The organism is Herbidospora solisilvae (assembly GCF_009901565.1).
In the GTDB taxonomy this organism is placed as follows: Bacteria; Actinomycetota; Actinomycetes; order Streptosporangiales; family Streptosporangiaceae; genus Herbidospora; species Herbidospora solisilvae.
On the sequence record NZ_WXEW01000005.1, the window covers coordinates 179,311 to 199,239 of the forward strand.

Sequence of the window (19,929 nt, forward strand, 5' to 3'; positions counted from 1 at the left end):
TCAGGCGTACAGGAACCAGAACCACTGGTTGCCGCCCATGGTCTGGTAGACGCAGCGGTAGCTGGTCCACCAGCCCCACTGGATGCCCAGGTTGCCGCCGTTGTAGCAGTCGGCCTGGAGGTAGTAGGCGTACCGGATGCTGTCGGCCTGCGCGGGCGCGGCGGTGACGGAGACGGTGAGGAACACGCCGCTCACGAGAGCGGCCGAGGCGAGCAGTTTGCGCATGGTGGTCCTCCTGGGGAGTGGGGGCCGGCACCCGGAATATCGCACCGGCTCCGGCCGTCTCCCAGGTGTGCGCCCCGGTGACGGGCGGCGACCTCGCAGGATCGTGTCCCGCACGTGAAACCTTCAGCGGATCTTGTAGGTCTGACATATCGTCCAAACCGGAGGAATGATGCAGACCACTCTCATTCGGCTGGACCACTTACCGGCCGGCGAGCGGTTCGACTTCTGGTGGGAGGCCGTCGCCCAGTCCGTGGTGTCGGTGGACGCCGCCAGCGCCCAGGCCGCCGACTTCTGGGCCGAGATGACCGCCGTCGACCTCGGCCTGGTCCAGATCTCCCGGGTGCGCTCGGCGGAGTTCGAGGCCCGCCGGACCACCCGGCGCATCCGCCAGTCGGACCCGGAGTTCTACCAGCTCAACTACACCGTGAGCGGCAGGTCGGGCCTGGAGCAGCAGGGCCGCCAGTGCTCGCTGAGCACCGGCGACTTCACCCTGTACGACACCTCGCGGCCCTTCCACGCCTGGTCGGTGGCCACCCCGAGCCAGCCGCCCCACGGCATCGTGGTCCAGTTCCCGCACCGCGCCATCCCGCTGCCGACAACCACGGTCGAACGCCTGCTCTGCCGGCCGATCCCCGGCCGCACCGGCGTCAACGGCCGGCTCGCCGGCCTGCTCATGCGGCTCGCCGGCCCCCGGCCCGCCCCAGCCCCGCTGACCACGACCATCCTGGAACTGATCACCGTCCTGCTGGCCGACCACGCCGGCGTCGCCAAGCCCGGGGACATCCCGCTGATCCGGGTCCAGGCCTTCGTCGAGGACCACCTGCCCGACTCCGGCCTGTCTCCCGCCTCGATCGCCCACGCCCACCACATGTCGCTGCGCAACCTCCAGCGCCTCTTCGAGCGCCAGGGCCTCACCGCGGCGAACTGGATCCGCGACCGCCGCCTGGCCCGCGCCCGCCGCGACCTGGCCGACCCGCGCTGCGACAACCTGGCGGTCCGGTCGATCGGGGCCCGCTGGGGATTCCAGAACGACGCCCACTTCAACCGGACGTTCCGGGCGGCCTACGGGGTGTCGCCGGGGGCCTACCGGACGGGCCTGCGCTCGACTCTCACACGGTGAGAGGGTCCAGGCTGGTCCCGTGCGCCACTGCGAGACCACGACCCTGGGGGTGCTGCTCCGGCACGAAGGGCTCGATCTGTCCGAACCGATGATGTTCGGGCTCGGTTCGGGATTGTCCTTCGTCTATTGGGACAGCAAGGCGATGCCGGTCCCCTTCCTGGGCGGCCGGGTCAGGCCGTTCGACCTCACCAGGAACCTGACCACCCGGCTGGGCCTCACCCTGCGGGTCGAGGAGACCACCTCGCCCGCCAAGGCGTGGCGGAACGTGGCGACCTCCCTCGACGCCGGGCGCCCGGTCGGGCTGCAGCTCGACTGCTACCACCTGGAGTACTTCCGGTCGAAGATCCACTTCGGTGGCCACGTCGTCGCCGCCCACGGCTACGACGAGCACGACGTCCACCTGATCGACACCGACCAGCAGGGCGGGCGGGTCCGCACCAGCCGCGCCGGCCTGGCCCTGGCGCGGGCCGAACGCGGCCCGATGACCGCCAGGAACCGCTCGTTCACCATCGAGATGCCGGAGACCGCGGCGCCCTGGCGGGACCGGATCGTCCCGGCGATCAGAGACTGCGCCGAGGCCTTCCTCGCCGCGCCCATCACGAACCTCGGCCACCGCGGCATCGGAAAGGCCGCGAAGCTGGTGCCGAAATGGCGGCTGCCGGCCGAAGACCGGCGGCAGGTGGCCCTCCTCATGGAGCGGGCCGGAACCGGCGGCGCGCTGTTCCGCAACCTCTACCGCGACTTCCTCGGCGAGTGCCTGGAGACGGTCGACCGTCCGGAGATCCGCACCGCCCACGAGCTGTACGCCGAGGCCGCGGCCCGGTGGACCGAAGTGGCCGCGCTGATCGAGCAGGGGCGTCTCGACGGTGCGGGCGCCGTTCTCGGCGACCTCGCCCGCATGGAGGAGACCGCCATGCGGGCGCTGCGGCGGATGTAGCACCGGTCACGAACCCCTCAAGCTTGTTCCTCCTGTGGCGATATGTGGTTGTTTGTCCGGGTTGCTGGGGATGGGGGACCTGTTCGGGAAGGGATGAGCGATGGGCACGCCGAAGGAGCCGTTCGCGCGGCTGATCCGGGAACTGGCCGGCCTTCTCCTGGCCCTCGTCGAACGCGCCCCCGCCGGGGAGTCGCCGATCGTCGTCCGGGAACGGCCGAACGCGAACGTCGCCCGGCCGGTACGCCGCCTCACCCGCCCCGAGGGAGAAACGACCACCAGGGAGAGGTAACTCATGACGGTGCAGCCTGTGGGAAGCCGACCGGGAGGCGGCGTTCAGAAGGGCTCCTCCGGCAGCGGCCTGGCCGACGTCATCGACACGATCCTGGACAAGGGGCTCGTCATCGACGCCTATGTCAGCGTCTCGCTGATCGGCATCGAGATCCTGAGCATCGACGCCCGGATCGTCGTGGCGAGCGTGGACACCTACCTGCGTTTCGCCGAGGCGACGAACCGGCTCGACCTCACGAAGTCCCGGAAGCCGGGGCTGCCCGAGGTCGTCCAGACCGTCACGAGCGGCGGAGGCGGCCAGCAGGCCCCCCAGCCCGAGCAGCTCGAACAGCTCGAACAGACCAAGGAACGCAGCCCGCTGGAGGCCGCCGGCGACAAGCTGAGCGACTTCTCCGATGCGGTTCCCCGCCAGAGCAGGCAGGAGGGCTGACATGGACCAGTCGGCGACCTACATCTACGGCGTCGTCCCGCAGGACATCGAGGTCGACGCCGAGGCCACCGGGGTGGGCGACCCGCCCGCGCCCATCACGTCGATCCGGCACGGCAAGATCGCCGCTCTGGTGAGCGACGTCAGTCCCGGCCGTCCGCTGGGCACGCCCAAGGACCTGTACGCCCACGAGCAGCTCCTCAACGCCACCGCCGCCGAGGTGCCCGTGCTGCCGATCCGCTTCGGCGCCGTGCTGGCCAGCCGCGAGGCCGTCGTCGAGGAGTTCCTGGCCCCGTACCACGACGAGTTCGCCGCCGCCCTCACCGAACTGGAGGGCCGCTCCCAGTTCGTGATCAAGGGACGCTTCGTCGAGGAGACGGTGCTCGGCGAGATCCTGGCCGAGAACCCCGAGGCGGCCCAGCTCCGCGAGGAGATCAGCACGCTGCCCGAGGACGCCGCCCGCGACCACCGCATCCGCCTCGGCGAGATCATCAACCAGTCGATCGAGGCCAAACGCGACGCCGACACGGCCGCCATGTGGGACCAGGTCGAACCCGTCACCGTCATGCAGACCGTCCGCCCGCCGTCGCACGAGCTCGACGCCGTGCACATGGCCGTACTGGTCGAAAACACTCGGCAGGACGACCTGGACCGCGCCGTCGAGGACCTCGCACGCAAGTGGGCCGACCAGGTCACGCTGAGCCTGTTCGGCCCAATGGCGCCGTACGACTTCATCGTCTCGCAAGAGCAGGACGGCGAGTGATGGGCCTGTTCACCTCGATCCTGGAACTGCCGCTGGCCCCGGTCAAAGGCGTGATCAGGCTGGGCGAACTGCTCCGCGACGAGGCCGAGCGCAAGATGCGCGACCCGACGGTGGCCAGGCGCGAACTGGAGCAGATCGAGGCGGCCCAGGCCGCGGGCGAGCTCACCGAGGAGGAGGCGTCCGAGGCGATGAACGCGGTCCTGCAGCGCATGATGCCGCCGGAGGGAGAGTGACCGATGGGCACCCTGACGGCCGTGACCGCAGGGGAGGCCGGAGTCAAGCTGATCTCCGGCCTCACCTCGAAGGAGGCGGAGGGCGTCACCCTCGTCGAACCGGCGGAGTCAGGCTGGCTGGTCGTCGTCGAGGTCGTCGAGGACCGCCGCATCCCCTCCTCCGGCGACATCCTGGCGCTGTACGAGGCCGACCTCGACAAGGAGGGCAACCTGCTGTCGTACCGCAGAAAGGCCAGGTACCGCCGAGGCACGGGAGGTTGATGAGATGACCGACGGCTCCCGCTACGCGCCGTCCGTACGCCCCGGCTCCCAGCCCGCCGCGCGCCGGGAACCCGCCAACCTCGGCGACATCCTCGAACGCGTCCTCGACCGGGGCGTGGTCATCGCGGGCGACATCCGCGTGAACCTGCTCGACATCGAACTGCTCACGATCAAACTCCGCCTGGTGATCGCCTCGGTCGACACGGCCAAGGAGATGGGCATCGACTGGTGGGAACACGACCCGTGGCTGACCGGCGACAGCAAGGCCCTCCAGGACGAGAACCGCCGCCTCCGCGCGCGCCTGGACGCCCTGGAGAACCGGTCACTCGAATCGGGAGACCACCATGACTGACACCGGCACCTACCTGTACGCCGTGACCGAGGAGACCCCTTCTCCCGGCCTGGAAGGCCTGCACGGCGTCGCCGACACCGAGGTGCGGACCATCCCGTGCGAAGGCCTGGTCGCCTATGTGAGCACCGTCCCGCTCGACCAGTTCGGCGCCGAACCGCTGAGACGGTCGATGGAAGACCTCGACTGGCTCAGCGAGACGGCCGGAGCCCACCACCACGTGGTGGAGGAGGTCGCGGACCGAGCACCCGTGGCGCCCGTTCGCCTGGTGACCGTGTATCGCGGCGACGAACAGGTGAAAGACCTGCTTCGGGCGCGCCATGACGATTTCGTGGACGTCCTCTCCAGCGTCGCCGGGCGGCGGGAGTGGGGCGTGAAGGCGTATGTCGACCTCAGCGCCCCCGGACCTGCCCAGACGGCGCCTTCGCTCGGCGGCCCGGGGACGGCCTACCTGAAGCGGCGCCAGGCCGGCCTGCGCAGCCGCGAGGAGGCGTGGCGACAGGCCGCCTCGGAGGCGGAGCGGCTCCACGAGACGTTGTCGTCGATCGCGGTCGCCAGCCATCGGCATCGTGCCCAGGACCCCGAGCTGTCCGGGCGCAAGGAGGCGATGCTGCTCAACGGGGCCTACCTCGTCGAGAGGTCCCGCGACGACGAGTTCCTGAAGACGGTCGACGACCTGCGCGACCGCGGCGTGGAGATCGAGCTGACCGGGCCCTGGGCGCCCTACTCCTTCACCGACCTGGAGGTGCGCGGTGACGGTTGACGGCCCCCGCGGCGCCGCCCTGGCCGAACAGGGGCGGCTTCCCGCCGAGCGGGTGGCCCTTGTCGACCTGCTGGACCGGTTGCTGGCGGGGGGCGTGGTGGTCAGCGGGGACCTGGTGTTGTCCATCGCGGACATCGACCTGGTGCGGATCTCGCTGCGGGTTCTGATCATGTCGGTGCGCGAGAACCTGGGGGAGGCATGAGCGAGCCTGTGCGGACTGCGCGGATGCGGATTCAGGCCGATTCCGAGGCCATGGAGCGGGATCTGTCTCGGTTGGTGCTGACGTTGGTGGAGCTGGTGCGGCAGCTGGTGGAGCGTCAGGCCATTCGGCGGATGGAGCAGACGGATCTGACGGATGAGCAGATCGAGGTGCTGGGGTTGACGTTGATGCGGCTGGAGGAGGCCATGACGGAGGTGTGTGAACGGTTCGGGCTTTCACCCTCTGAGCTCAACTTGGATCTCGGGCCGCTGGGGACGTTGCTGCCGCAGGAATAAGGCGGCCGGCCGAGCACGCACACTCGGGTCGCTCCTCGGCCCAGGAGCTCTGTCCGTCCTCGGTCAGCAATCGCTCGCCATCTCCGCGGGGCCCCGCAGGCATCCCCGCTCACGGAGGCCGTCGTCGGCGGGGCCACAACACCGCGGCCAGCGGGTCAGCCGTTCCCGCTCTTCTCCGCAGGCCACAACACGGTGCGCACGTCGTGGGGCAACCGGGCGAGCAGATGCATGACCGGCGCTTCGGAGAGCTCCCCGCAGAGGAATTCCGTGACCGCGGGAGCGAGCTTCGGGACGTCGTGGAGGGCGATGCGGCCGGAACGGGCGAAGAATTCGATGAACTCCTCTCGGCTGCGGCGGATCGGCACCCGGTTGGGGTCCCAGCCGTTGTAGTACACCCCGCGCAGCAGATCGGGCAGTTGCGCGGCGAAATTGGCCCCGTTCTGGACGGTCAGCCCGTCCCTGACGGCGTGCAGCCAGGCCCTCAGCACTCGCTGGGAGAAGTCACGATCTTCGGTGCCGATCGCCTCGGAGAGGTGCGCCAGCCACCGATTGGTGGTCTGGACGGTGTGCTCGATGCTCTGTACTCGTGTGTGCGACATTGTCTCCCCCGGGATGTCGTGTCGCCCTCACCGGCTCGGATGATCTCAGGCGCGAAACGGCCAGGTGGTTTCCCCTGTTCATCCCCTCACCTTCGCTTCTTACCCAGCCGGAAGACGGTCGGTGAACCAGTCACGCGCCAGGCCGGCGACGATTTCCAGCGCCCCGGGCTCCACGAACAGGTGAGTGGCGTCAGGGACGATCTCCAGGCGGTTCTCGCAGCGCAACCGCTGCCGCGCCCACCGGTTGAGATCGAGCACCGATTCGTCCCTGCCGCCCACGATCAGCAACGTCGCCGCCCGCACCGCCGGCAGACACGGCCCCGCCAGATCGGGCCGTCCGCCCCGGGACACGACGGCGGCCACCTGGTTGCCCGGCTCCGCCGCCGCCCGCAACGCGGCCGCCGCCCCGGTGCTGGCCCCGAAGTAGCCGATCGGCAACCCCGCCACCCGAGGCTCGTCAGCCAGCCAGGTCGTCACCCGCCCGAGCCGCCCGGCCAGCACTTCGATGTCGAACACGTTGAGGCGATCATGCTCCTCGTCGACCGTGAGCAGGTCGAAAAGGAAGGTGGCCAAGCCCGCCTGATTGAGCACCGAGGCCACGTACCGGTTGCGCGGACTGTGCCGGCTGCTGCCGCTCCCGTGCACGAACGCCACCACACCCACGGCGTTCTCCGGGACGACGAGCCGCCCCGGCAGGCGGAGGGGGCCGACGTCCACCATCACGTCCAGCTGATCGGAAGCCCGCCGCAGCAGCTCGACCACCTGCTGGTCGGTGGTCTGCGTGAAATCCGAGTAGCAGACGCCGATGCCCCAAAGAGCCGAGGGCGTCTCCAGGCAGATCACCTCATCGGCGTCCTGACGCAGCCTCGCGAGCACGTCCGGAGTGCCGACCGGAACCGCCAGGACCACACGCGCGGCGCCGTGCGCCCGAGCCACCTGGCAGGCGGCCCGAGCCGTGCCTCCCGTGGCGACCCCGTCGTCCACGATGACGACCGTCCGGCCCGCCAGATCGAGCGGCCCCCGATCGGGCCGGAAGCGGCGCGCCCGAGCCTGCACCTCCTGCCGCTCACGCTCCTCCACGATCGCCATGTCCTTCTCCGTCACACCGGTCACTCGTACGACCGCCGGGTTGACCACGCGTACGCCGCCCTCACCGATCGCGCCGAACCCGAGCTCGGGTTGGACCGGCACCCCCAGCTTGCGGACCACGATCACATCCAGCGGCGCACCCAAACCCCGCGCCACCTCGAACGCCACGGGCACACCACCCCGAGGCAACCCGAGGACGACCGGCTTCTCCTCGACAAGCCCGGCCAGACGTTCCGCCAGCCGAACACCGGCATCATGACGATCGACGAACATCGCCATAACCGCCTCCTCAGCATTTCCCCGTGCGCCCCGCGTCGGTGACGAAGGCCCCCTCCTCCCACCATTAGGCCTCGGAGAGCACAGTGAGCAGGGTTCAAGGGCCCAGTTCGCGAGCGGCAGACGAACGCGTGCGATTTTCGATGTCCGTACGAACGGCGACCCGGCTACCGGCGACCTCGACGCTTGCCGGTAGCACCGGGGTGGTCAAGAAGTCATGCGCCCATGGGGACCCGAAAGGACTTTGGCTGGTCGAGGGTGCCGCCTTGGGCACTTTCTTGATCGGCGAGTGAACGTGGGCGAGGCTTCGGTAAGCGTTGAGGGCCCGTGTCCAAGGAGGACCATGCGTTACTGGCTGCTGACCTGGAATCCCAAGACCTTCGACCTGGCCGCCGCTCGTCGAGATGGCCAGCCGATCGGAGACTGGCGAGTGGGAAGGTTCCGTGACGAACTCCAGGCAGGTGATCGCTTCCTCTTCTGGCGCTCGGGCAGCGGTGGCATCGCGGCACTCGGACGGATCGGTGGCGCGCCGGTGTTCAAGCCGGTGCCATCCCCGGACTACTGGACCGAGGTACCTGAGCAGGCCTGGTTCGTGCCGATCGAGGTTGAGCAGTGGCTGGATGTCGACATCACCTTCGGGCAGCTTCGAGCCGACAAGCGGTTCGATGGAATGGGTTTCATCAGGATGCCTGGGGCGGCCAACCCTCACCCGGTCACCGAGGCGCAGTGGGAAGCCTTCATGTCTCGCCTCTGAGCGCCGAATTGGCCGGACCTGCTGGGCAGATGCAAAAGCCTGCCCAGGGGATCCCTGGACAGCTTTTCGTGCCCATCTGCGAGAGCGTGCCGGAATGCCTGACGCCGCACCCCTGTCCCGGGCGGACGTCCGCGCTCTCGCGGCGGCCACCTATCACCGTGCCCGGAGGCCAAGGCCAAGATCTACGCCTACCTCGGCCTGCTCGGGGCAACAAAAAGTCCTGGTCGGCTCTTCGGCTGACCAGGACTCCATGGGATTACGGTTTGTGTCCGAGGGGGGACTTGAACCCCCATGCCCATCACTGGGCACTAGCACCTCAAGCTAGCGCGTCTGCCTATTCCGCCACCCGGACCGGTGACCCACACACGGAACGTCTTCCCCGCGTCGGCTGTTAAAGGTTAGCACTCCCCGCCGCGTGGTTCATCCCGAGATCCAACCGGCAGGATGGGAAGCGCAAGCCGAACCACGCTCTGGAGGAACGCCATGACCGCCGTCACCGGCGAGAACGACGTCGTCACCCTGTGCCAGGAACTCATCCGCATCGACTCCACGAACGCGGGCGACAACCGCGGGCCGGGGGAACGTGAGGCGGCGGAGTACGTAGCGGCAAAGCTGGACGAAGTCGGGATCGAGGCCACGATCCTGGAAAGCGATCACAAGCGGGCGAATGTCATCGCCCGGATCGAGGGCACCAACCCCGGCCGTGAGGGTCTGATTCTCCACGGTCACCTCGACGTCGTCCCGTTCCGTGCCGAGGACTGGCGGCATCATCCTCTGTCGGGGGAGATCGCCGACGGGTGCGTCTGGGGGCGGGGGGCGGTGGACATGAAGGACATGGACGCCATGATCCTCGCGACCGTCCGCAAGCGGCTGCGGGAGGGGCGACGGCCAGAGCGGGACGTCCTCCTCATCTTCACCGCCGACGAGGAGGCCGGCGGCAGCTACGGCGCGCAGTGGCTCGTCGACAAGCATCCGCACCTCTTCGAGGGGGCCACCGAGGCCATCGGCGAGGTGGGCGGGTTCAGTGTCACGCTGGCCGATGACAAGCGGCTCTACCTCATCGAGGCCGCGGAGAAGGGCATCGCCTGGATGAAGCTGACCGCCACGGGGCGGGCCGGCCACGGGTCGATGCTCAACCACGAGAACGCCATCACCGAGCTCTCCGAGGCGCTCGCCCGGCTGGGGCGGTACGAGTGGCCGATCCGGATCACCCCTACGGTCAGCTCCTTCTTCAAGGAGGCCTTCGACATCGAGATCGAGGCCGAGAGCGCCGAGGCGGCCGTGGCCAAGCTCGGGCCGCTCGCCCGGATGATCGGCGCCACGCTGCGCAACACGACCAACCCGACGATGCTCGAGTCGGGATACAAGGCCAACGTCATCCCCCAGACCGCGACCGCCCGGGTCGACGGCCGCTTCCTGCCCGGCCAGGAGGAGGAGTTCTTCCAGACCGTGGACGAGCTCCTCGGGCCCAACGTCACGCGCGAGTTCGACTACCACGACATCGCGGTCGAGACCTCGTTCGACGGGCGGCTGGTCAAGGCCATGGCCGACGCGCTCGAACACGAGGACCCGGGGGCGAAGGCCGTGCCCTACATGCTCTCCGGCGGCACCGACCTCAAGGCGTTCAGCCGGCTGGGAATTCGCGGATTCGGGTTCGCTCCGCTCAAGCTGCCCGCTGACCTGGACTTCTCTGGGATGTTCCATGGCGTGGACGAGAGGGTGCCGGTCGATTCGCTCCAGTTTGGGGTGCGGGTGCTTGATCGGTTCCTTGACTTCTCCTGAGGAACGGCTTGCGATCACTTGGCGTGGCTGTAAAGTTACTCCGCGTTGAGGGGTTGATCCGCACTGGGCGGCTCGACGGCACCTGGGAGGTCGCGTGTTCCGCATGCCGAGTGTTCAGCGAGGGGCGTTCGCGTCCGTCGCTGACCGGCGTGAGGGCGCGGCCGTCCCGGCCGGGAGCCGGGAAGCTCGGATGGCGCGGTTCGCGGCCGGTTCCCGGCTGAGTCGCCTTATGGTCGTCGGCGGTCTGATCGTCGTCGGCTGGGTGCTCGGAGTGGTCTTCGGGTTCGCCGGTGAGGCACACGCCTCCACCGGCACCGTCCCCTCACCTGTCGTCGCCGGGTCGGTGCAGGTCACCGACGGGTTCCCCACGGCGGGCGACGCGCAGGCCATGGCCGGGCGCAACGTCGACGGGCTCACCAGCTCGTCCACGCCGGTCGCGCCTCCTCCTGCCTCCGCCGAACACTCTCAGGGCAACGGGCTCGTTCCCCCGAACGGCGGCGGTTCCATCCTTTTCGGGGATGTCGCTCGGTCCTTCTCCGGCCCGCGGCCCGCGGCCCTGCCTGTTCCCATGGCGGCCGTGCTTCCCCCGGTCGTCCGCACAGCGGCGGACGACCCTTCTTTCTCCCCTGACTGATCCCGCGATCCGGCGATCGGTCTCGCCTGAGCCCTGACTCTTCCCCGTCAGGCAGGCATCTCCTTCTCCGCGCGGAAGTCGCGGAATTCCCCAATCCTCGTGACGCTCCATGGCTCCGCTGTGCCTTCGGCCAGGAGTTCTTCTGTCACGAGTTGTCAGGTACCCCCAGAACAAATGGAGTTTTCATCATGCGAACGTGGGCGAAGGGCTCTGCCCCCGCGGCTCTCCTCGCGGCCGGCGTCATGGCCCTCGGCACGGGGACCGCTGTCGCCGACACCGACGGACAGAGCTCGATCGGTGGCGGCAACCAGGTCAACCTGCCGGTGTCCCTCCCGATCGACCTGAGCGGCAACGCCGTCGGGGTCGCGGGCGGCTCGACCGCCACGTCGAAGGGCGGCGCGTCCGTCGACAACAGCAACACCTCCGGCAAGGGCATCCAGGGCAACACCTCCGGCAAGAGCAGCGTCCTGGGCGGAAACCAGGTGAACGCGCCGGTCAGCGCGCCGATCAACGCCTGTGGCAACGCGATCGCGCTGTTCGGCAACTCCGACGCCGGGTGCAAGGGCGGCTCGGAGGTCAAGACGTCGGGCCACGGCGGCGCCGGCAAGAACACCACCAACGGCGACCACAGCCTGCTCGGCGGCAACCAGGTCACTGCGCCGATCAGCGCCCCGATCAACGCGTGCGGCAACGCGGTGGCCATCTTCGGCGACGCCGTCGCGGGCTGCAAGGGCGGTTCGACCGTCAAGAACACCGGCGCCGGGCCCGGCGGCAACTCCACGTCCGGCCGCTCGGCCGCGCTCGGCGGCAACCAGGTCATCGCGCCGGTCAGCGCGCCGATCAACGTCTGCGGTGTCACCGTCGCGGTCTTCGGCGACGCGTTCTCGGGCTGCAAGGGCGGCTCGACCTCGACCAACGGCGACCCCGGGCCGAAATACCAGCACGGTCCGGGCAAGCCCGGCTCGACCGGCAACGACACCGACGGCCGGTTCGGCGCCGGCAGCGGCAACCAGGTGATCGCCCCGGTCAACCTGCCCGTCAACGTCTGCGGCAACGCCATCGGGGGCGCGCTGGCCGGATGCAAGGGCGGTTCCGAGGCGGTCAACACCACGCCCGGCACCGGCGCGGGCGGCAACACCACCGACGGCCGGTCCGGGGTCGTGGCGGGCAACCAGATCGTGGCGCCGATCACCGCGCCGATCAACATCTGCGGCAACGCGGTCGCCCTGTTCGGCGAGGCCTTCGCCGGGTGCAAGGGCGGCGCCACGGCCAAGAACGGCGGCAAGGGCGCCGGGGGCAACACCACCTCGGGCCGGTCGGGCGTCGTCGCGGGCAACCAGGTCATCGCGCCGATCACCGCGCCGATCAACGCGTGCGGCAACGCCGTCGCGGCGGCGGGCGGGGCCGAGGCCCACTGCACCGGTGAGGTCTCCGCCGAAGGCGGGCCCGGCGGCGGTGGCAACAGGACCAACGGCAAGTCCGGCGTGCTCGCCGGGAACCAGATCATCGCGCCGATCACGGCGCCCATCAACGCGTGCGGCAACGCGGTCGCCGGGCTGGGCGACGCCGCCGCCGGGTGCCTCGGCGGCAGCCGGGTCGGCCGTTCGGTCCACCACACCAGCGGCGACGGCTACGACAACCTGACCCAGAGCTGGGGCAAGGTCGACGCGGCCGAGACCTCCGGCCCGCTGCCCGCCCTGCCGGCGATGAGCTCGGCCCGTCAGCTCACCAAGATGAGCGCCGCCGGTCTGCCGCTGGTCGGCGACCTGCCCGGCATGCTCGGCCTCCCGGCGCTGCCGGGTCTCCCCGGCGCTCCGGCCGTCCCGGCCGCGGCCGGTGGCAAGAAGGCTCCCGCCAAGAACGCGCAGGCCAGCCCGCTGGCCCCGGTCACCGGCGCGGCCCAGGGCCTGCCGGTCGCGGGTTCGCTCGGTTCGGCCGCCTCGGCCCTGCCCGTCAGCGGGCTCGGCCTGATGAGCGCCGCCCAGCCCGACTCGATCACCGGCATGAACGCGGGTTCGCTGGCCGCTCTGCTGCTGGGCGCCATGTTCGCCGCCTCGGCCACCCTGTTCGCCGGCGCCCGCCGCCTGCGCTTCGGTCGCCGCAAGTAACGCCGCAAGTAAGAACGTGCCGCCGCCGTCAGGCGGTGAGTCAACAAGGTGTCTCCCCCGGCCGGGCGGTTCCCGCTGGGGGAGGCGGGAAAGCTTTGCCCGTCTCGGGGGCGCGGCCCGGGGCGGGCAAAGCCATGTTTAAAGGGTGCTGACCGCGCGTATGATCTTCCGTCGCAGCCAGACCCTGCGGCTGCCGTCGGAATAGAGGCGCAGACGGTGGAGTTCCCAATGGCCGTATTCGGCATGTTCCGTCAGGAGTTGACGAGCCGCTTCACGCGAGGTTCCGCGTGGAAGGAAGAGCTCCATGTAGGAGTAGTCGAGCACAGCGATTAGTCTCCCGTTGGGGACGGTGGAGTCCGATGGGCTCTATTCTGCGTCCTCGTGGGATAACGGGTCCAGGTGGTTACAGACCGGGGCCCACCCGGGTAGCCCGAGGGGGAGGGCCGCTCGTGACGGGTTACCGTGAAAGGCCCACACCGACGGGGAAAAGCAGCGAACAGCGAGGTAGGTAGCAGCGTGCCAGCGAACAACGGCAACGCCGGCGGAACCCGCCTGGTGATCGTCGAGTCGCCCGCCAAGGCGAAGACGATCGCCGGGTACCTCGGGCGCGGTTACGTCGTCGAGTCCAGCATCGGCCACATCCGCGATCTTCCGGGGAAGGGCGACACGATCCCCGAGGAGTACGCGAGCCAGGCCTGGGCCAAGCTCGGCGTGAACGTCGACGACGACTTCGAGCCGCTCTACATCGTGAACAGCGACAAGAAGTCGCAGGTCTCGAAGCTGAAGCAGCTCCTCAAAGAGGCCGACGAGCTCTACCTCGCCACTGACGAAGACCGCGAGGGCGAGGCCATCGCGTGGCACCTGCGTGAGGTGCTGAAGCCGAAGGTGCCCGTCCACCGGATGGTGTTCCACGAGATCACCCCGCAGGCGATCCGCGACGCCGTGGCCAATCCGCGCGACCTCAACCTTCGCCTGGTCGACGCTCAGGAGACCCGGCGCATCCTCGACCGTCTCTACGGCTTCGAGGTCAGCCCGGTCCTGTGGAAGAAGGTCAAGCAGGGGCTCTCCGCGGGCCGCGTGCAGTCGGTCGCGACGCGGCTGGTGGTCGAGCGGGAGCGTGACCGCATCGCGTTCACCAGCGCCTCCTACTGGGACCTCTCCGCCGTTTTCGACACCGGGCTCGACAGTGACGATCCCAGCCGGTTCGGCGCCACTTTGCTGTCGGTCGCGGGCAAGCGGGTCGCCCAGGGCCGCGACTTCGGCTCCGACGGCCTGCTGACCAGGCAAGACGTGCTCCATCTCGACCAGGCCGCCGCCACCGCGCTGGCCGGTCGGCTGAACGGGGCCTCTTATTCGGTACGTTCGGTCGAGCGCAAGCCGTACACGAGAAAGCCCTATGCGCCGTTCCGGACGACCACCCTCCAGCAGGAGGCGAGCCGGAAGCTGGGGTTCTCGGCGAAGTTCACCATGCAGGTGGCCCAGAAGCTCTACGAGAACGGGTTCATCACCTACATGCGTACCGACAGCATCACGCTGTCGGAGACCGCCGTCGCGGCCGCGCGGGCGCAGGCGATCAAGCTCTACGGCTCGGCCTACGTCCCCGACAAGCCGAGGGTGTACGCCAGCAAGGTCAAGAACGCGCAGGAGGCCCACGAGGCGATCCGCCCGTCGGGTGAGGAGTTCCGCACCCCCGGCGAGACCGGGCTCTCCGGCGACATGTTCCGCCTCTACGAGCTCATCTGGCAGCGCACCGTCGCCTCCCAGATGAAAGACGCCGAGGGCGAGTCGGTCTCGGTCCGCGTCCTGGCCGACCGCGAGCAGGCCGAGTTCAGCGCGACCGGCCGCACCATCACGTTCTACGGATTCCTGAAGGCCTACGTCGAAGGCGCCGACGACCCGTCGACCGACCGCGACGACTCCGAGAAGCGGCTGCCGAACCTCACCGAGGGCCAGGCGGTCAACGTCCTGGAGCTCGCGCCGGCCGGCCACGCGACCAAGCCGCCCGCCCGCTACACCGAGGCGTCGCTGGTCAAGGAGCTGGAAGACCGCGAGATCGGCCGGCCGTCGACCTACGCGTCGATCATCGGGACGATCCTGGAACGCGGCTACGTGTTCAAGAAGGGCACCGCGCTGGTGCCGTCGTTCCTGGCCTTCGCCGTGGTCAACCTGCTGGAGCAACACTTCGGCAACCTGGTCGACTACGACTTCACGGCCGAGATGGAGAAGGTCCTCGACGACATCGCCAACGACCGCGCCGAGCGGGTGCCGGAACTGCGGCGCTTCTACTTCGGCGACGGCGGCGACGGTGACGAAGGTCTGAAAGACCTGGTCAGCGACCTGGGCAACATCGACGCCAAGGAGATCAGCTCGTTCCCGATCAAGGGAACCGACATCGTGATCCGGGTGGGCCGCTACGGCACCTACCTCGACCGCGAGGGCGCGAAGGTCAACGTGCCCAGCGACGTCACGCCCGACGAGCTGACCGCCGAGAAGGCCGAAGAACTGTTCGCCCAGCCCTCCAGCGCGCGCGAGCTGGGCACCGACCCGGTGACCGGCCACGCGATCTGGGTACGCAACGGGCCCTACGGCCACTACGTGACCGAGGTGCTCCCCGAGGACGCGCCGGCCGCCGACGCCCCGAAGAAGCGGGTGAAGAAGGCCGACCAGCCGAAGCCGCGCATCAGCTCGCTGTTCAAGTCGATGGATCCCGAGACGATCACCCTCGACGACGCGCTGCGGCTGCTGACGATCCCCCGCGTGATCGGGGAGATCGACGGCGAGGAGGTCGTCGCCCACAACGGCAAGTTCGGTCCCTACATCAAGAAGGGCACCGACTCCCGGTCGCTGACGGCCGAGGAGGAGCTGCTCACGATGACGATCGAGCAGGCCAAGGAGGTGTTCGCGCAGCCGAAGCAGCGGGGCCGCAGGGCCGCCGCCGCGCCGCTGCGCGAACTGGGCGAAGACCCGGCGTCGAAGAAGCCGGTCGTGGTGAAGGAAGGCCGTTTCGGGCCCTATGTGACCGACGGCGAGACCAACGCGTCGCTGCGCAAGGGCGACACGGTCGAGGACATCACGATCGAGCGGGCGGCCGAGCTGCTCGCCGACCGGCGTGAGAAGGCCCCGGTGAAGAAGGCGCCCGCCAAGAAGGCTCCGGCGAAGAAGGCGACCACGGCGAAGGCCACCGCCACGAAGGCCAAGACGGCGGCGGCGAAGTCGACCACCTCGAAGCCGACGGCCCGGGCGAACACCAAGGCGAAATAGCCGTTTCACAACGTGTCAGCCTGCGCGGTTCGCCGCGCAGGCGGCGGTTGTCCACAGGCGACAGGTTGTCCACAGGCGGCTCTCCCGGCTGCGCCGCGCGGGTTCTTTGCTCGTAGCATGAGCGCGGTCCGATAGGGGGTACGCGTGGGTTTTCTCGTCGTCGTGTTCGGCGTGGTCTTCGCCGTCCACTACTACCTCTACCGGCGGCTGATCCGGTCGACGACGCTGCCGGGGCGGGCCAGAAGGGCCCTGACCGGCGGGTTGATCGTGCTGCTCGGGCTGCTGCTGGTGGCCTTGGTGGGCAGCCGCGTGTCGTCGTCGTGGGTCGTCCACGTGCTGGCCTGGCCCGGGTTCATCTGGGTCGCGGTCATGTTCTACCTGACGCTGATCTGCCTCGTGCTGGAGATCCCCCGGCTGATCCTCAACCGCCGTTTCAAGGGCGACCCGGTCAAGGAGGCGCCGCCGCCCAAGGTCATCCCGGCCACGGTGGGGTCGACGTTCGGGCCGAAGAAGATCGAGATCGAGGTCGAAGACGTCGTCGAACCGCCCGAGCGGCCCGACCGGCGGCTGTTCATCAACCGCGCGGCCGCCGTCGCGGCCGGGGTCGGGGCCGGCACGATCGTCGGCTTCGGCCTGAAGTCGGGGCTGGGCGCCCCAGTCATCGAGAAGGTGCGGATCTCGCTGCCCGACTTCGCCGGCGGCATGCGGGTCGCCCTGGTCAGCGACATCCACCTCGGGCCGCTGACGGGCATCGGCCACACCGAGCGCATCGTCGAGCTGATCAACACGCTGAAGGCCGACTTCGTCGCCATCGTCGGCGACCTGGTCGACGGGCCGGTCAGCGAACTCGGCCCGCTGGCCGCCCCGCTCCAGCACATCCGGCCGCAGACCTACTTCGTGACCGGCAACCACGAGTACTACCTGGCCGACGGGCCCGAGCCGTGGATCGACCTCCTCGGCGGATACGGCATCAAGACCCTCGTCAACGAGCGGGTGACGATCCAGGGCGAACACGGCAACCTCACGCTGGCCGGGGTCAACGACGTCACGGGCGACACCGTGCGCCACGGCCCCGATCTGGAGCTCGCGCTCCACGGGCGGCCCGAGGGGGTGCCGACGATCCTGCTGGCCCACCAGCCCGTCATCGGCCTGGAGGCGGCGAAGGCCGGGGTCGACCTCCAACTGTCCGGCCACACCCACGGCGGGCAGATGGTGCCGTTCGACCGCATCGTGCCGCTCCAGCAGCCGGTCGTCAGGGGCCTGGGCAAGATCGGCGACATGCCCATCTACGTCACCCGGGGGGCCGGGTTCTGGGGGCCGCCGGTCCGTGTCGGGGCACCGCCGGAGATCACCCTGATCGAGCTGACGTGAAGCCCCGGCGCTTGGTTGGCGCTCCCGCCGAAGTGGTGGCCAAAGCGCATGACTACTGCGGCACCACGCGGTTCGTAATACCCTCAGGCGATGAGCAGCCGGGGCAAACCGGCCTGCTCCAGCCCCCCACCCGCAGCGAGCACCTGGATACGCTGACACCATGAGCACCCCCGGCCGGGCCCGCAAGCCCTCCCACGTGCTGGCCATCGCTCCGTTCCGCCGCCTGTGGACCGCGATGTCCGTCGGCGGGCTGGGTGACTGGCTGGCCCTGATCACGCTGACCGCCCTGGCCGGGACGCTCACGCAAGGAGACGGCTACCCGACGCAGAGCCTGGTGATCGGCGGGGTCTTCCTTGCCAAGCTGCTCCCGGCCGTCCTGCTGGGGCCGCTGGCCGGGTTGCTGGTCTCCAAGGTCGACTGGCGGCTGGCGATGGCCGCGGCCGACGCGGTGCGGTTCGTGGTGGTCCTGCTGGCGCTGCTGATCGGCGGCCACCAGTGGCTCATCCTGGCGATGTTCCTGATCGAGTGCGCGTCCCTGGTGTGGGGCGCGGGGCGCGACGCCGCGGTCTCCGGGCTGGTGCCGGCCGACCGGCGGGCCGACGCCGATCGGGTCGGCCTGCTCGCCTGGTATGCCATGGCGCCCGTCGCCGCCTTCCTGTTCGCCCTGGTGGCAGGCCTGGTCAACGTGATCACCGCGATCGTGCCCGGCTTCGGACTGGGCGCCGGGAAGATCATGATCGTGGTGGCCGGGATCTGCTACCTCGCCACCGCCGCGCTGGTGTTCACCCTCGATCTGCGCAACGCGGGCGGGGCCCCCAGGCCGTCGGTGCTGACCCAGCTCGCCGACGGATGGCGGCTCGCGACGGCGAACAGGGCCGTCAAGCGGCTCTACGTCGGCATGATCGGCGTGTTCGCCGCGGTCTCCATCGTGGTGGCCGTCGGGCGGGCCTACGTCGGGGTGCTCGGCGGCGGCGACGCCGGATACGCCACGGTGTTCTGCGCCGTCTTCGTGGGGGCGGCCGTGGGGTCCTTCTTCGGGCTGCGGTGGCTGACGGAGTTGTCGCGCAGGCGGTTCTTCGGGCTCTCGATCATCATGGCCGGGGTGACGGTCGCCGCCGTCGGGCTGATCCACAACCTGGTGCTCGTGGCCGTGCTGACCTTCGTCTCCGGGGTGTTCGCCGGCATCGCCTGGATCATCGGCTTCACCATGATCGAGGCCGAGTCCGAGGGGCGGCGGCCGGTCGACTTCCTCCACGCCGCCGCCCGGGTCGTGTTCCTGGGCGTGGTCGCCGTGGCGGCGCTCGTGGGCGGGTTCTTCGGCGAACACGAACTGGTGCTCAACGGGCTGGTCTACACGTTCGACGGGGCCAACCTGGTGCTGCTCGTCGGGGCCGTGGCGGCCGTGGTGATCGGCGTCCTGTCGCTGCGGCGGCTCGACGACCGGCCCGAGGTGCCGCTGCGGGTCGACCTGCTGGCCGCGCTGCGCGGCGAGCGGTTCGCGCCCGAGCCCCAGGAAGAGGCGCCGGGCACGTTCATCGCCTTCGAGGGCGGCGAGGGGTCGGGCAAGACCACTCAGTCGCGGCTGCTGGCCATCTGGCTGCGCGACCAGGGGTTCGACGTCGTCCAGACCCGGGAGCCGGGGTCGACCAAGGTCGGCATGCGGCTGCGGGCCATCCTGCTCGACTCCACCCACCAGGGCCTGTCGGCCCACGCCGAGACGCTTCTCTACGCCGCCGACCGGGCCGAACACGTCGAGAAGGTGATCAGGCCGGCGCTGGAGCGCGGGTCGATGGTGGTCTGCGACCGCTACGTCGACTCGTCACTGGCCTACCAGGGGGCCGGGCGGGTCCTCGGGACCGACGAGGTCGCCCAGGTCAACCAGTGGGCCACCGGCGGGCTGGTGCCCCATCTGACCGTGCTGGTCGACGTGCCCCCGTCGGTGGGGCTGCGGCGGCACGCCCACCCCGCCGACCGGATCGAGTCGGAGCCGCTCGACTTCCACGAGCGGGTGCGCTCGGAGTTCCGCGCCCTGGCCGCCCGCGAACCCGAGCGCTACTTCGTCGTCGACGGCACGCTCAGCCAGTCTGAGGTGTCCCGGTTGATCCAGGATCGGGTCCGCGAGGTGCTGCCCGACCCCGTGCCCCGGGAGACCGAGGCCAACACCGGAACGATGCCCGCGATCAGGGACTAGCCT

General features: G+C 69.7%; 22 protein-coding genes and 1 tRNA gene. 18 read left to right on the forward strand and 5 right to left on the reverse strand.

The genetic code is table 11. From position 1 onward, the window contains the following. A complete protein-coding gene (locus GT755_RS17670) occupies window positions 1-225 on the reverse strand; it encodes a hypothetical protein (RefSeq protein ID WP_030452761.1) in 225 nt (74 codons plus the stop codon). Between the two features lie 169 nt (window positions 226-394). On the opposite strand from GT755_RS17670, the gene GT755_RS17675 reads away from it, so the two are divergent. From GT755_RS17675 to GT755_RS17725, 11 genes are all read left to right on the forward strand, one after another. Then, window positions 395-1,345 carry an AraC-like ligand-binding domain-containing protein gene (locus GT755_RS17675; protein ID WP_161480802.1) on the forward strand — a complete coding sequence of 317 codons (951 nt, stop codon included), beginning with the start codon at window positions 395-397 and terminating at the stop codon, window positions 1,343-1,345. 19 nt (window positions 1,346-1,364) lie between these two features. Further along, a complete protein-coding gene (locus GT755_RS41155) occupies window positions 1,365-2,282 on the forward strand; it encodes a BtrH N-terminal domain-containing protein (RefSeq protein WP_161480803.1) in 918 nt (305 codons plus the stop codon). 100 nt (window positions 2,283-2,382) lie between these two features. Beyond that, a complete protein-coding gene (locus GT755_RS17685) occupies window positions 2,383-2,571 on the forward strand; it encodes a hypothetical protein (protein WP_161480804.1) in 189 nt (62 codons plus the stop codon). Window positions 2,572-2,574: 3 nt separating this feature from the next. Next, window positions 2,575-3,000 (forward strand): gas vesicle protein GvpJ, encoded by a 426-nt coding sequence (gene gvpJ, locus GT755_RS41730; protein WP_161480805.1) that lies wholly within the window; start codon window positions 2,575-2,577, stop codon window positions 2,998-3,000. 1 nt (window position 3,001) lies between these two features. Further along, entirely contained in the window at window positions 3,002-3,760 is a 759-nt protein-coding gene (locus GT755_RS17695) for a GvpL/GvpF family gas vesicle protein (RefSeq protein WP_235966837.1), read from the forward strand. Next, window positions 3,760-3,993 carry a gas vesicle protein GvpG gene (locus tag GT755_RS17700; protein WP_161480807.1) on the forward strand — a complete coding sequence of 78 codons (234 nt, stop codon included), beginning with the start codon at window positions 3,760-3,762 and terminating at the stop codon, window positions 3,991-3,993. The genes GT755_RS17695 and GT755_RS17700 overlap by 1 nt, the downstream gene beginning before the upstream one ends. Window positions 3,994-3,996: 3 nt before the next feature. Continuing rightward, entirely contained in the window at window positions 3,997-4,254 is a 258-nt protein-coding gene (gene gvpO, locus GT755_RS17705) for a gas vesicle protein GvpO (protein ID WP_030452768.1), read from the forward strand. Window positions 4,255-4,258: 4 nt separating this feature from the next. Further along, window positions 4,259-4,606: a gas vesicle protein gene (locus GT755_RS17710; protein WP_161480808.1), complete on the forward strand. Its 348-nt coding sequence runs from the start codon at window positions 4,259-4,261 to the stop codon at window positions 4,604-4,606. Next, a complete protein-coding gene (locus GT755_RS17715) occupies window positions 4,599-5,366 on the forward strand; it encodes a GvpL/GvpF family gas vesicle protein (protein ID WP_161480809.1) in 768 nt (255 codons plus the stop codon). Before GT755_RS17710 ends, GT755_RS17715 begins: the two co-directional genes overlap by 8 nt. After that, window positions 5,356-5,568: a gas vesicle protein gene (locus GT755_RS17720; RefSeq protein ID WP_137247953.1), complete on the forward strand. Its 213-nt coding sequence runs from the start codon at window positions 5,356-5,358 to the stop codon at window positions 5,566-5,568. Before GT755_RS17715 ends, GT755_RS17720 begins: the two co-directional genes overlap by 11 nt. Beyond that, complete coding sequence (locus GT755_RS17725; RefSeq protein WP_137247954.1) at window positions 5,565-5,861, forward strand: gas vesicle protein K; 297 nt, start codon at window positions 5,565-5,567, stop codon at window positions 5,859-5,861. The genes GT755_RS17720 and GT755_RS17725 overlap by 4 nt, the downstream gene beginning before the upstream one ends. A 155-nt stretch (window positions 5,862-6,016) precedes the next feature. Here GT755_RS17725 and GT755_RS17730 read toward each other — a convergent pair whose 3' ends face one another. Next, the gene (locus GT755_RS17730) at window positions 6,017-6,460 is read right to left on the reverse strand and encodes a DUF2267 domain-containing protein (RefSeq protein ID WP_161480810.1); all 444 of its coding nucleotides are present in this window, start codon (window positions 6,458-6,460) and stop codon (window positions 6,017-6,019) included. Window positions 6,461-6,559: 99 nt separating this feature from the next. Beyond that, entirely contained in the window at window positions 6,560-7,828 is a 1,269-nt protein-coding gene (locus GT755_RS17735; RefSeq protein ID WP_235966838.1) for a phosphoribosyltransferase, read from the reverse strand. Between the two features lie 340 nt (window positions 7,829-8,168). Between GT755_RS17735 and GT755_RS17740 the strand changes: the two genes are divergently transcribed. Further along, window positions 8,169-8,579 carry an EVE domain-containing protein gene (locus GT755_RS17740; RefSeq protein WP_161480811.1) on the forward strand — a complete coding sequence of 137 codons (411 nt, stop codon included), beginning with the start codon at window positions 8,169-8,171 and terminating at the stop codon, window positions 8,577-8,579. A 266-nt stretch (window positions 8,580-8,845) separates the two neighbouring features. Here GT755_RS17740 and GT755_RS17745 read toward each other — a convergent pair. Beyond that, a tRNA-Leu gene (locus GT755_RS17745) sits at window positions 8,846-8,931 on the reverse strand. A gap of 131 nt (window positions 8,932-9,062) precedes the next feature. On the opposite strand from GT755_RS17745, the gene GT755_RS17750 reads away from it, so the two are divergent. The 3 genes from GT755_RS17750 to GT755_RS17760 all read left to right on the forward strand — a co-directional run bounded on the left by GT755_RS17750 (window position 9,063) and on the right by GT755_RS17760 (window position 13,103). Beyond that, window positions 9,063-10,361 (forward strand): M20/M25/M40 family metallo-hydrolase, encoded by a 1,299-nt coding sequence (locus tag GT755_RS17750; protein WP_161480812.1) that lies wholly within the window; start codon window positions 9,063-9,065, stop codon window positions 10,359-10,361. Between the two features lie 190 nt (window positions 10,362-10,551). Next, window positions 10,552-10,995 carry a hypothetical protein gene (locus tag GT755_RS17755; protein ID WP_161480813.1) on the forward strand — a complete coding sequence of 148 codons (444 nt, stop codon included), beginning with the start codon at window positions 10,552-10,554 and terminating at the stop codon, window positions 10,993-10,995. Between the two features lie 188 nt (window positions 10,996-11,183). Further along, complete coding sequence (locus GT755_RS17760) at window positions 11,184-13,103, forward strand: chaplin family protein (RefSeq protein WP_161480814.1); 1,920 nt, start codon at window positions 11,184-11,186, stop codon at window positions 13,101-13,103. 138 nt (window positions 13,104-13,241) lie between these two features. Here GT755_RS17760 and GT755_RS39665 read toward each other — a convergent pair whose 3' ends face one another. Beyond that, window positions 13,242-13,427 carry a DUF5703 family protein gene (locus tag GT755_RS39665; RefSeq protein ID WP_081898449.1) on the reverse strand — a complete coding sequence of 62 codons (186 nt, stop codon included), beginning with the start codon at window positions 13,425-13,427 and terminating at the stop codon, window positions 13,242-13,244. Between the two features lie 192 nt (window positions 13,428-13,619). Here GT755_RS39665 and topA point away from each other — a divergent pair, with 192 nt between their 5' ends. The 3 genes from topA (at window position 13,620) to tmk (ending at window position 19,926) form a co-directional block, all read left to right on the forward strand. Next, complete coding sequence (gene topA / locus GT755_RS17765; RefSeq protein WP_161480815.1) at window positions 13,620-16,364, forward strand: type I DNA topoisomerase; 2,745 nt, start codon at window positions 13,620-13,622, stop codon at window positions 16,362-16,364. 144 nt (window positions 16,365-16,508) lie between these two features. Continuing rightward, window positions 16,509-17,735, forward strand: a complete 1,227-nt coding sequence (locus tag GT755_RS17770; RefSeq protein ID WP_161480816.1) for a metallophosphoesterase — start codon at window positions 16,509-16,511, stop codon at window positions 17,733-17,735. A 160-nt stretch (window positions 17,736-17,895) separates the two neighbouring features. After that, the gene (gene tmk / locus GT755_RS17775; RefSeq protein WP_161480817.1) at window positions 17,896-19,926 is read left to right on the forward strand and encodes a dTMP kinase; all 2,031 of its coding nucleotides are present in this window, start codon (window positions 17,896-17,898) and stop codon (window positions 19,924-19,926) included. Window positions 19,927-19,929: the final 3 nt, after the last annotated feature.

Coding starts and splice junctions, on each gene's coding strand:
- tmk (WP_161480817.1), top strand. CDS start 17,896: ATGAGCACCCCCGGCCGGGCCCGCAAGCCCTCCCACGTGCTGGCCATC.
- GT755_RS17755 (WP_161480813.1), top strand. CDS start 10,552: ATGGCGCGGTTCGCGGCCGGTTCCCGGCTGAGTCGCCTTATGGTCGTC.
- GT755_RS17675 (WP_161480802.1), top strand. CDS start 395: ATGCAGACCACTCTCATTCGGCTGGACCACTTACCGGCCGGCGAGCGG.
- GT755_RS17760 (WP_161480814.1), top strand. CDS start 11,184: ATGCGAACGTGGGCGAAGGGCTCTGCCCCCGCGGCTCTCCTCGCGGCC.
- gvpJ (WP_161480805.1), top strand. CDS start 2,575: ATGACGGTGCAGCCTGTGGGAAGCCGACCGGGAGGCGGCGTTCAGAAG.
- GT755_RS17715 (WP_161480809.1), top strand. CDS start 4,599: ATGACTGACACCGGCACCTACCTGTACGCCGTGACCGAGGAGACCCCT.
- GT755_RS17735 (WP_235966838.1), bottom strand. CDS start 7,828: ATGGCGATGTTCGTCGATCGTCATGATGCCGGTGTTCGGCTGGCGGAA.
- GT755_RS17710 (WP_161480808.1), top strand. CDS start 4,259: ATGACCGACGGCTCCCGCTACGCGCCGTCCGTACGCCCCGGCTCCCAG.
- GT755_RS17695 (WP_235966837.1), top strand. CDS start 3,002: ATGGACCAGTCGGCGACCTACATCTACGGCGTCGTCCCGCAGGACATC.
- GT755_RS17740 (WP_161480811.1), top strand. CDS start 8,169: ATGCGTTACTGGCTGCTGACCTGGAATCCCAAGACCTTCGACCTGGCC.
- GT755_RS17700 (WP_161480807.1), top strand. CDS start 3,760: ATGGGCCTGTTCACCTCGATCCTGGAACTGCCGCTGGCCCCGGTCAAA.
- GT755_RS17750 (WP_161480812.1), top strand. CDS start 9,063: ATGACCGCCGTCACCGGCGAGAACGACGTCGTCACCCTGTGCCAGGAA.
- GT755_RS17685 (WP_161480804.1), top strand. CDS start 2,383: ATGGGCACGCCGAAGGAGCCGTTCGCGCGGCTGATCCGGGAACTGGCC.
- GT755_RS17730 (WP_161480810.1), bottom strand. CDS start 6,460: ATGTCGCACACACGAGTACAGAGCATCGAGCACACCGTCCAGACCACC.
- GT755_RS17670 (WP_030452761.1), bottom strand. CDS start 225: ATGCGCAAACTGCTCGCCTCGGCCGCTCTCGTGAGCGGCGTGTTCCTC.
- gvpO (WP_030452768.1), top strand. CDS start 3,997: ATGGGCACCCTGACGGCCGTGACCGCAGGGGAGGCCGGAGTCAAGCTG.
- GT755_RS17725 (WP_137247954.1), top strand. CDS start 5,565: ATGAGCGAGCCTGTGCGGACTGCGCGGATGCGGATTCAGGCCGATTCC.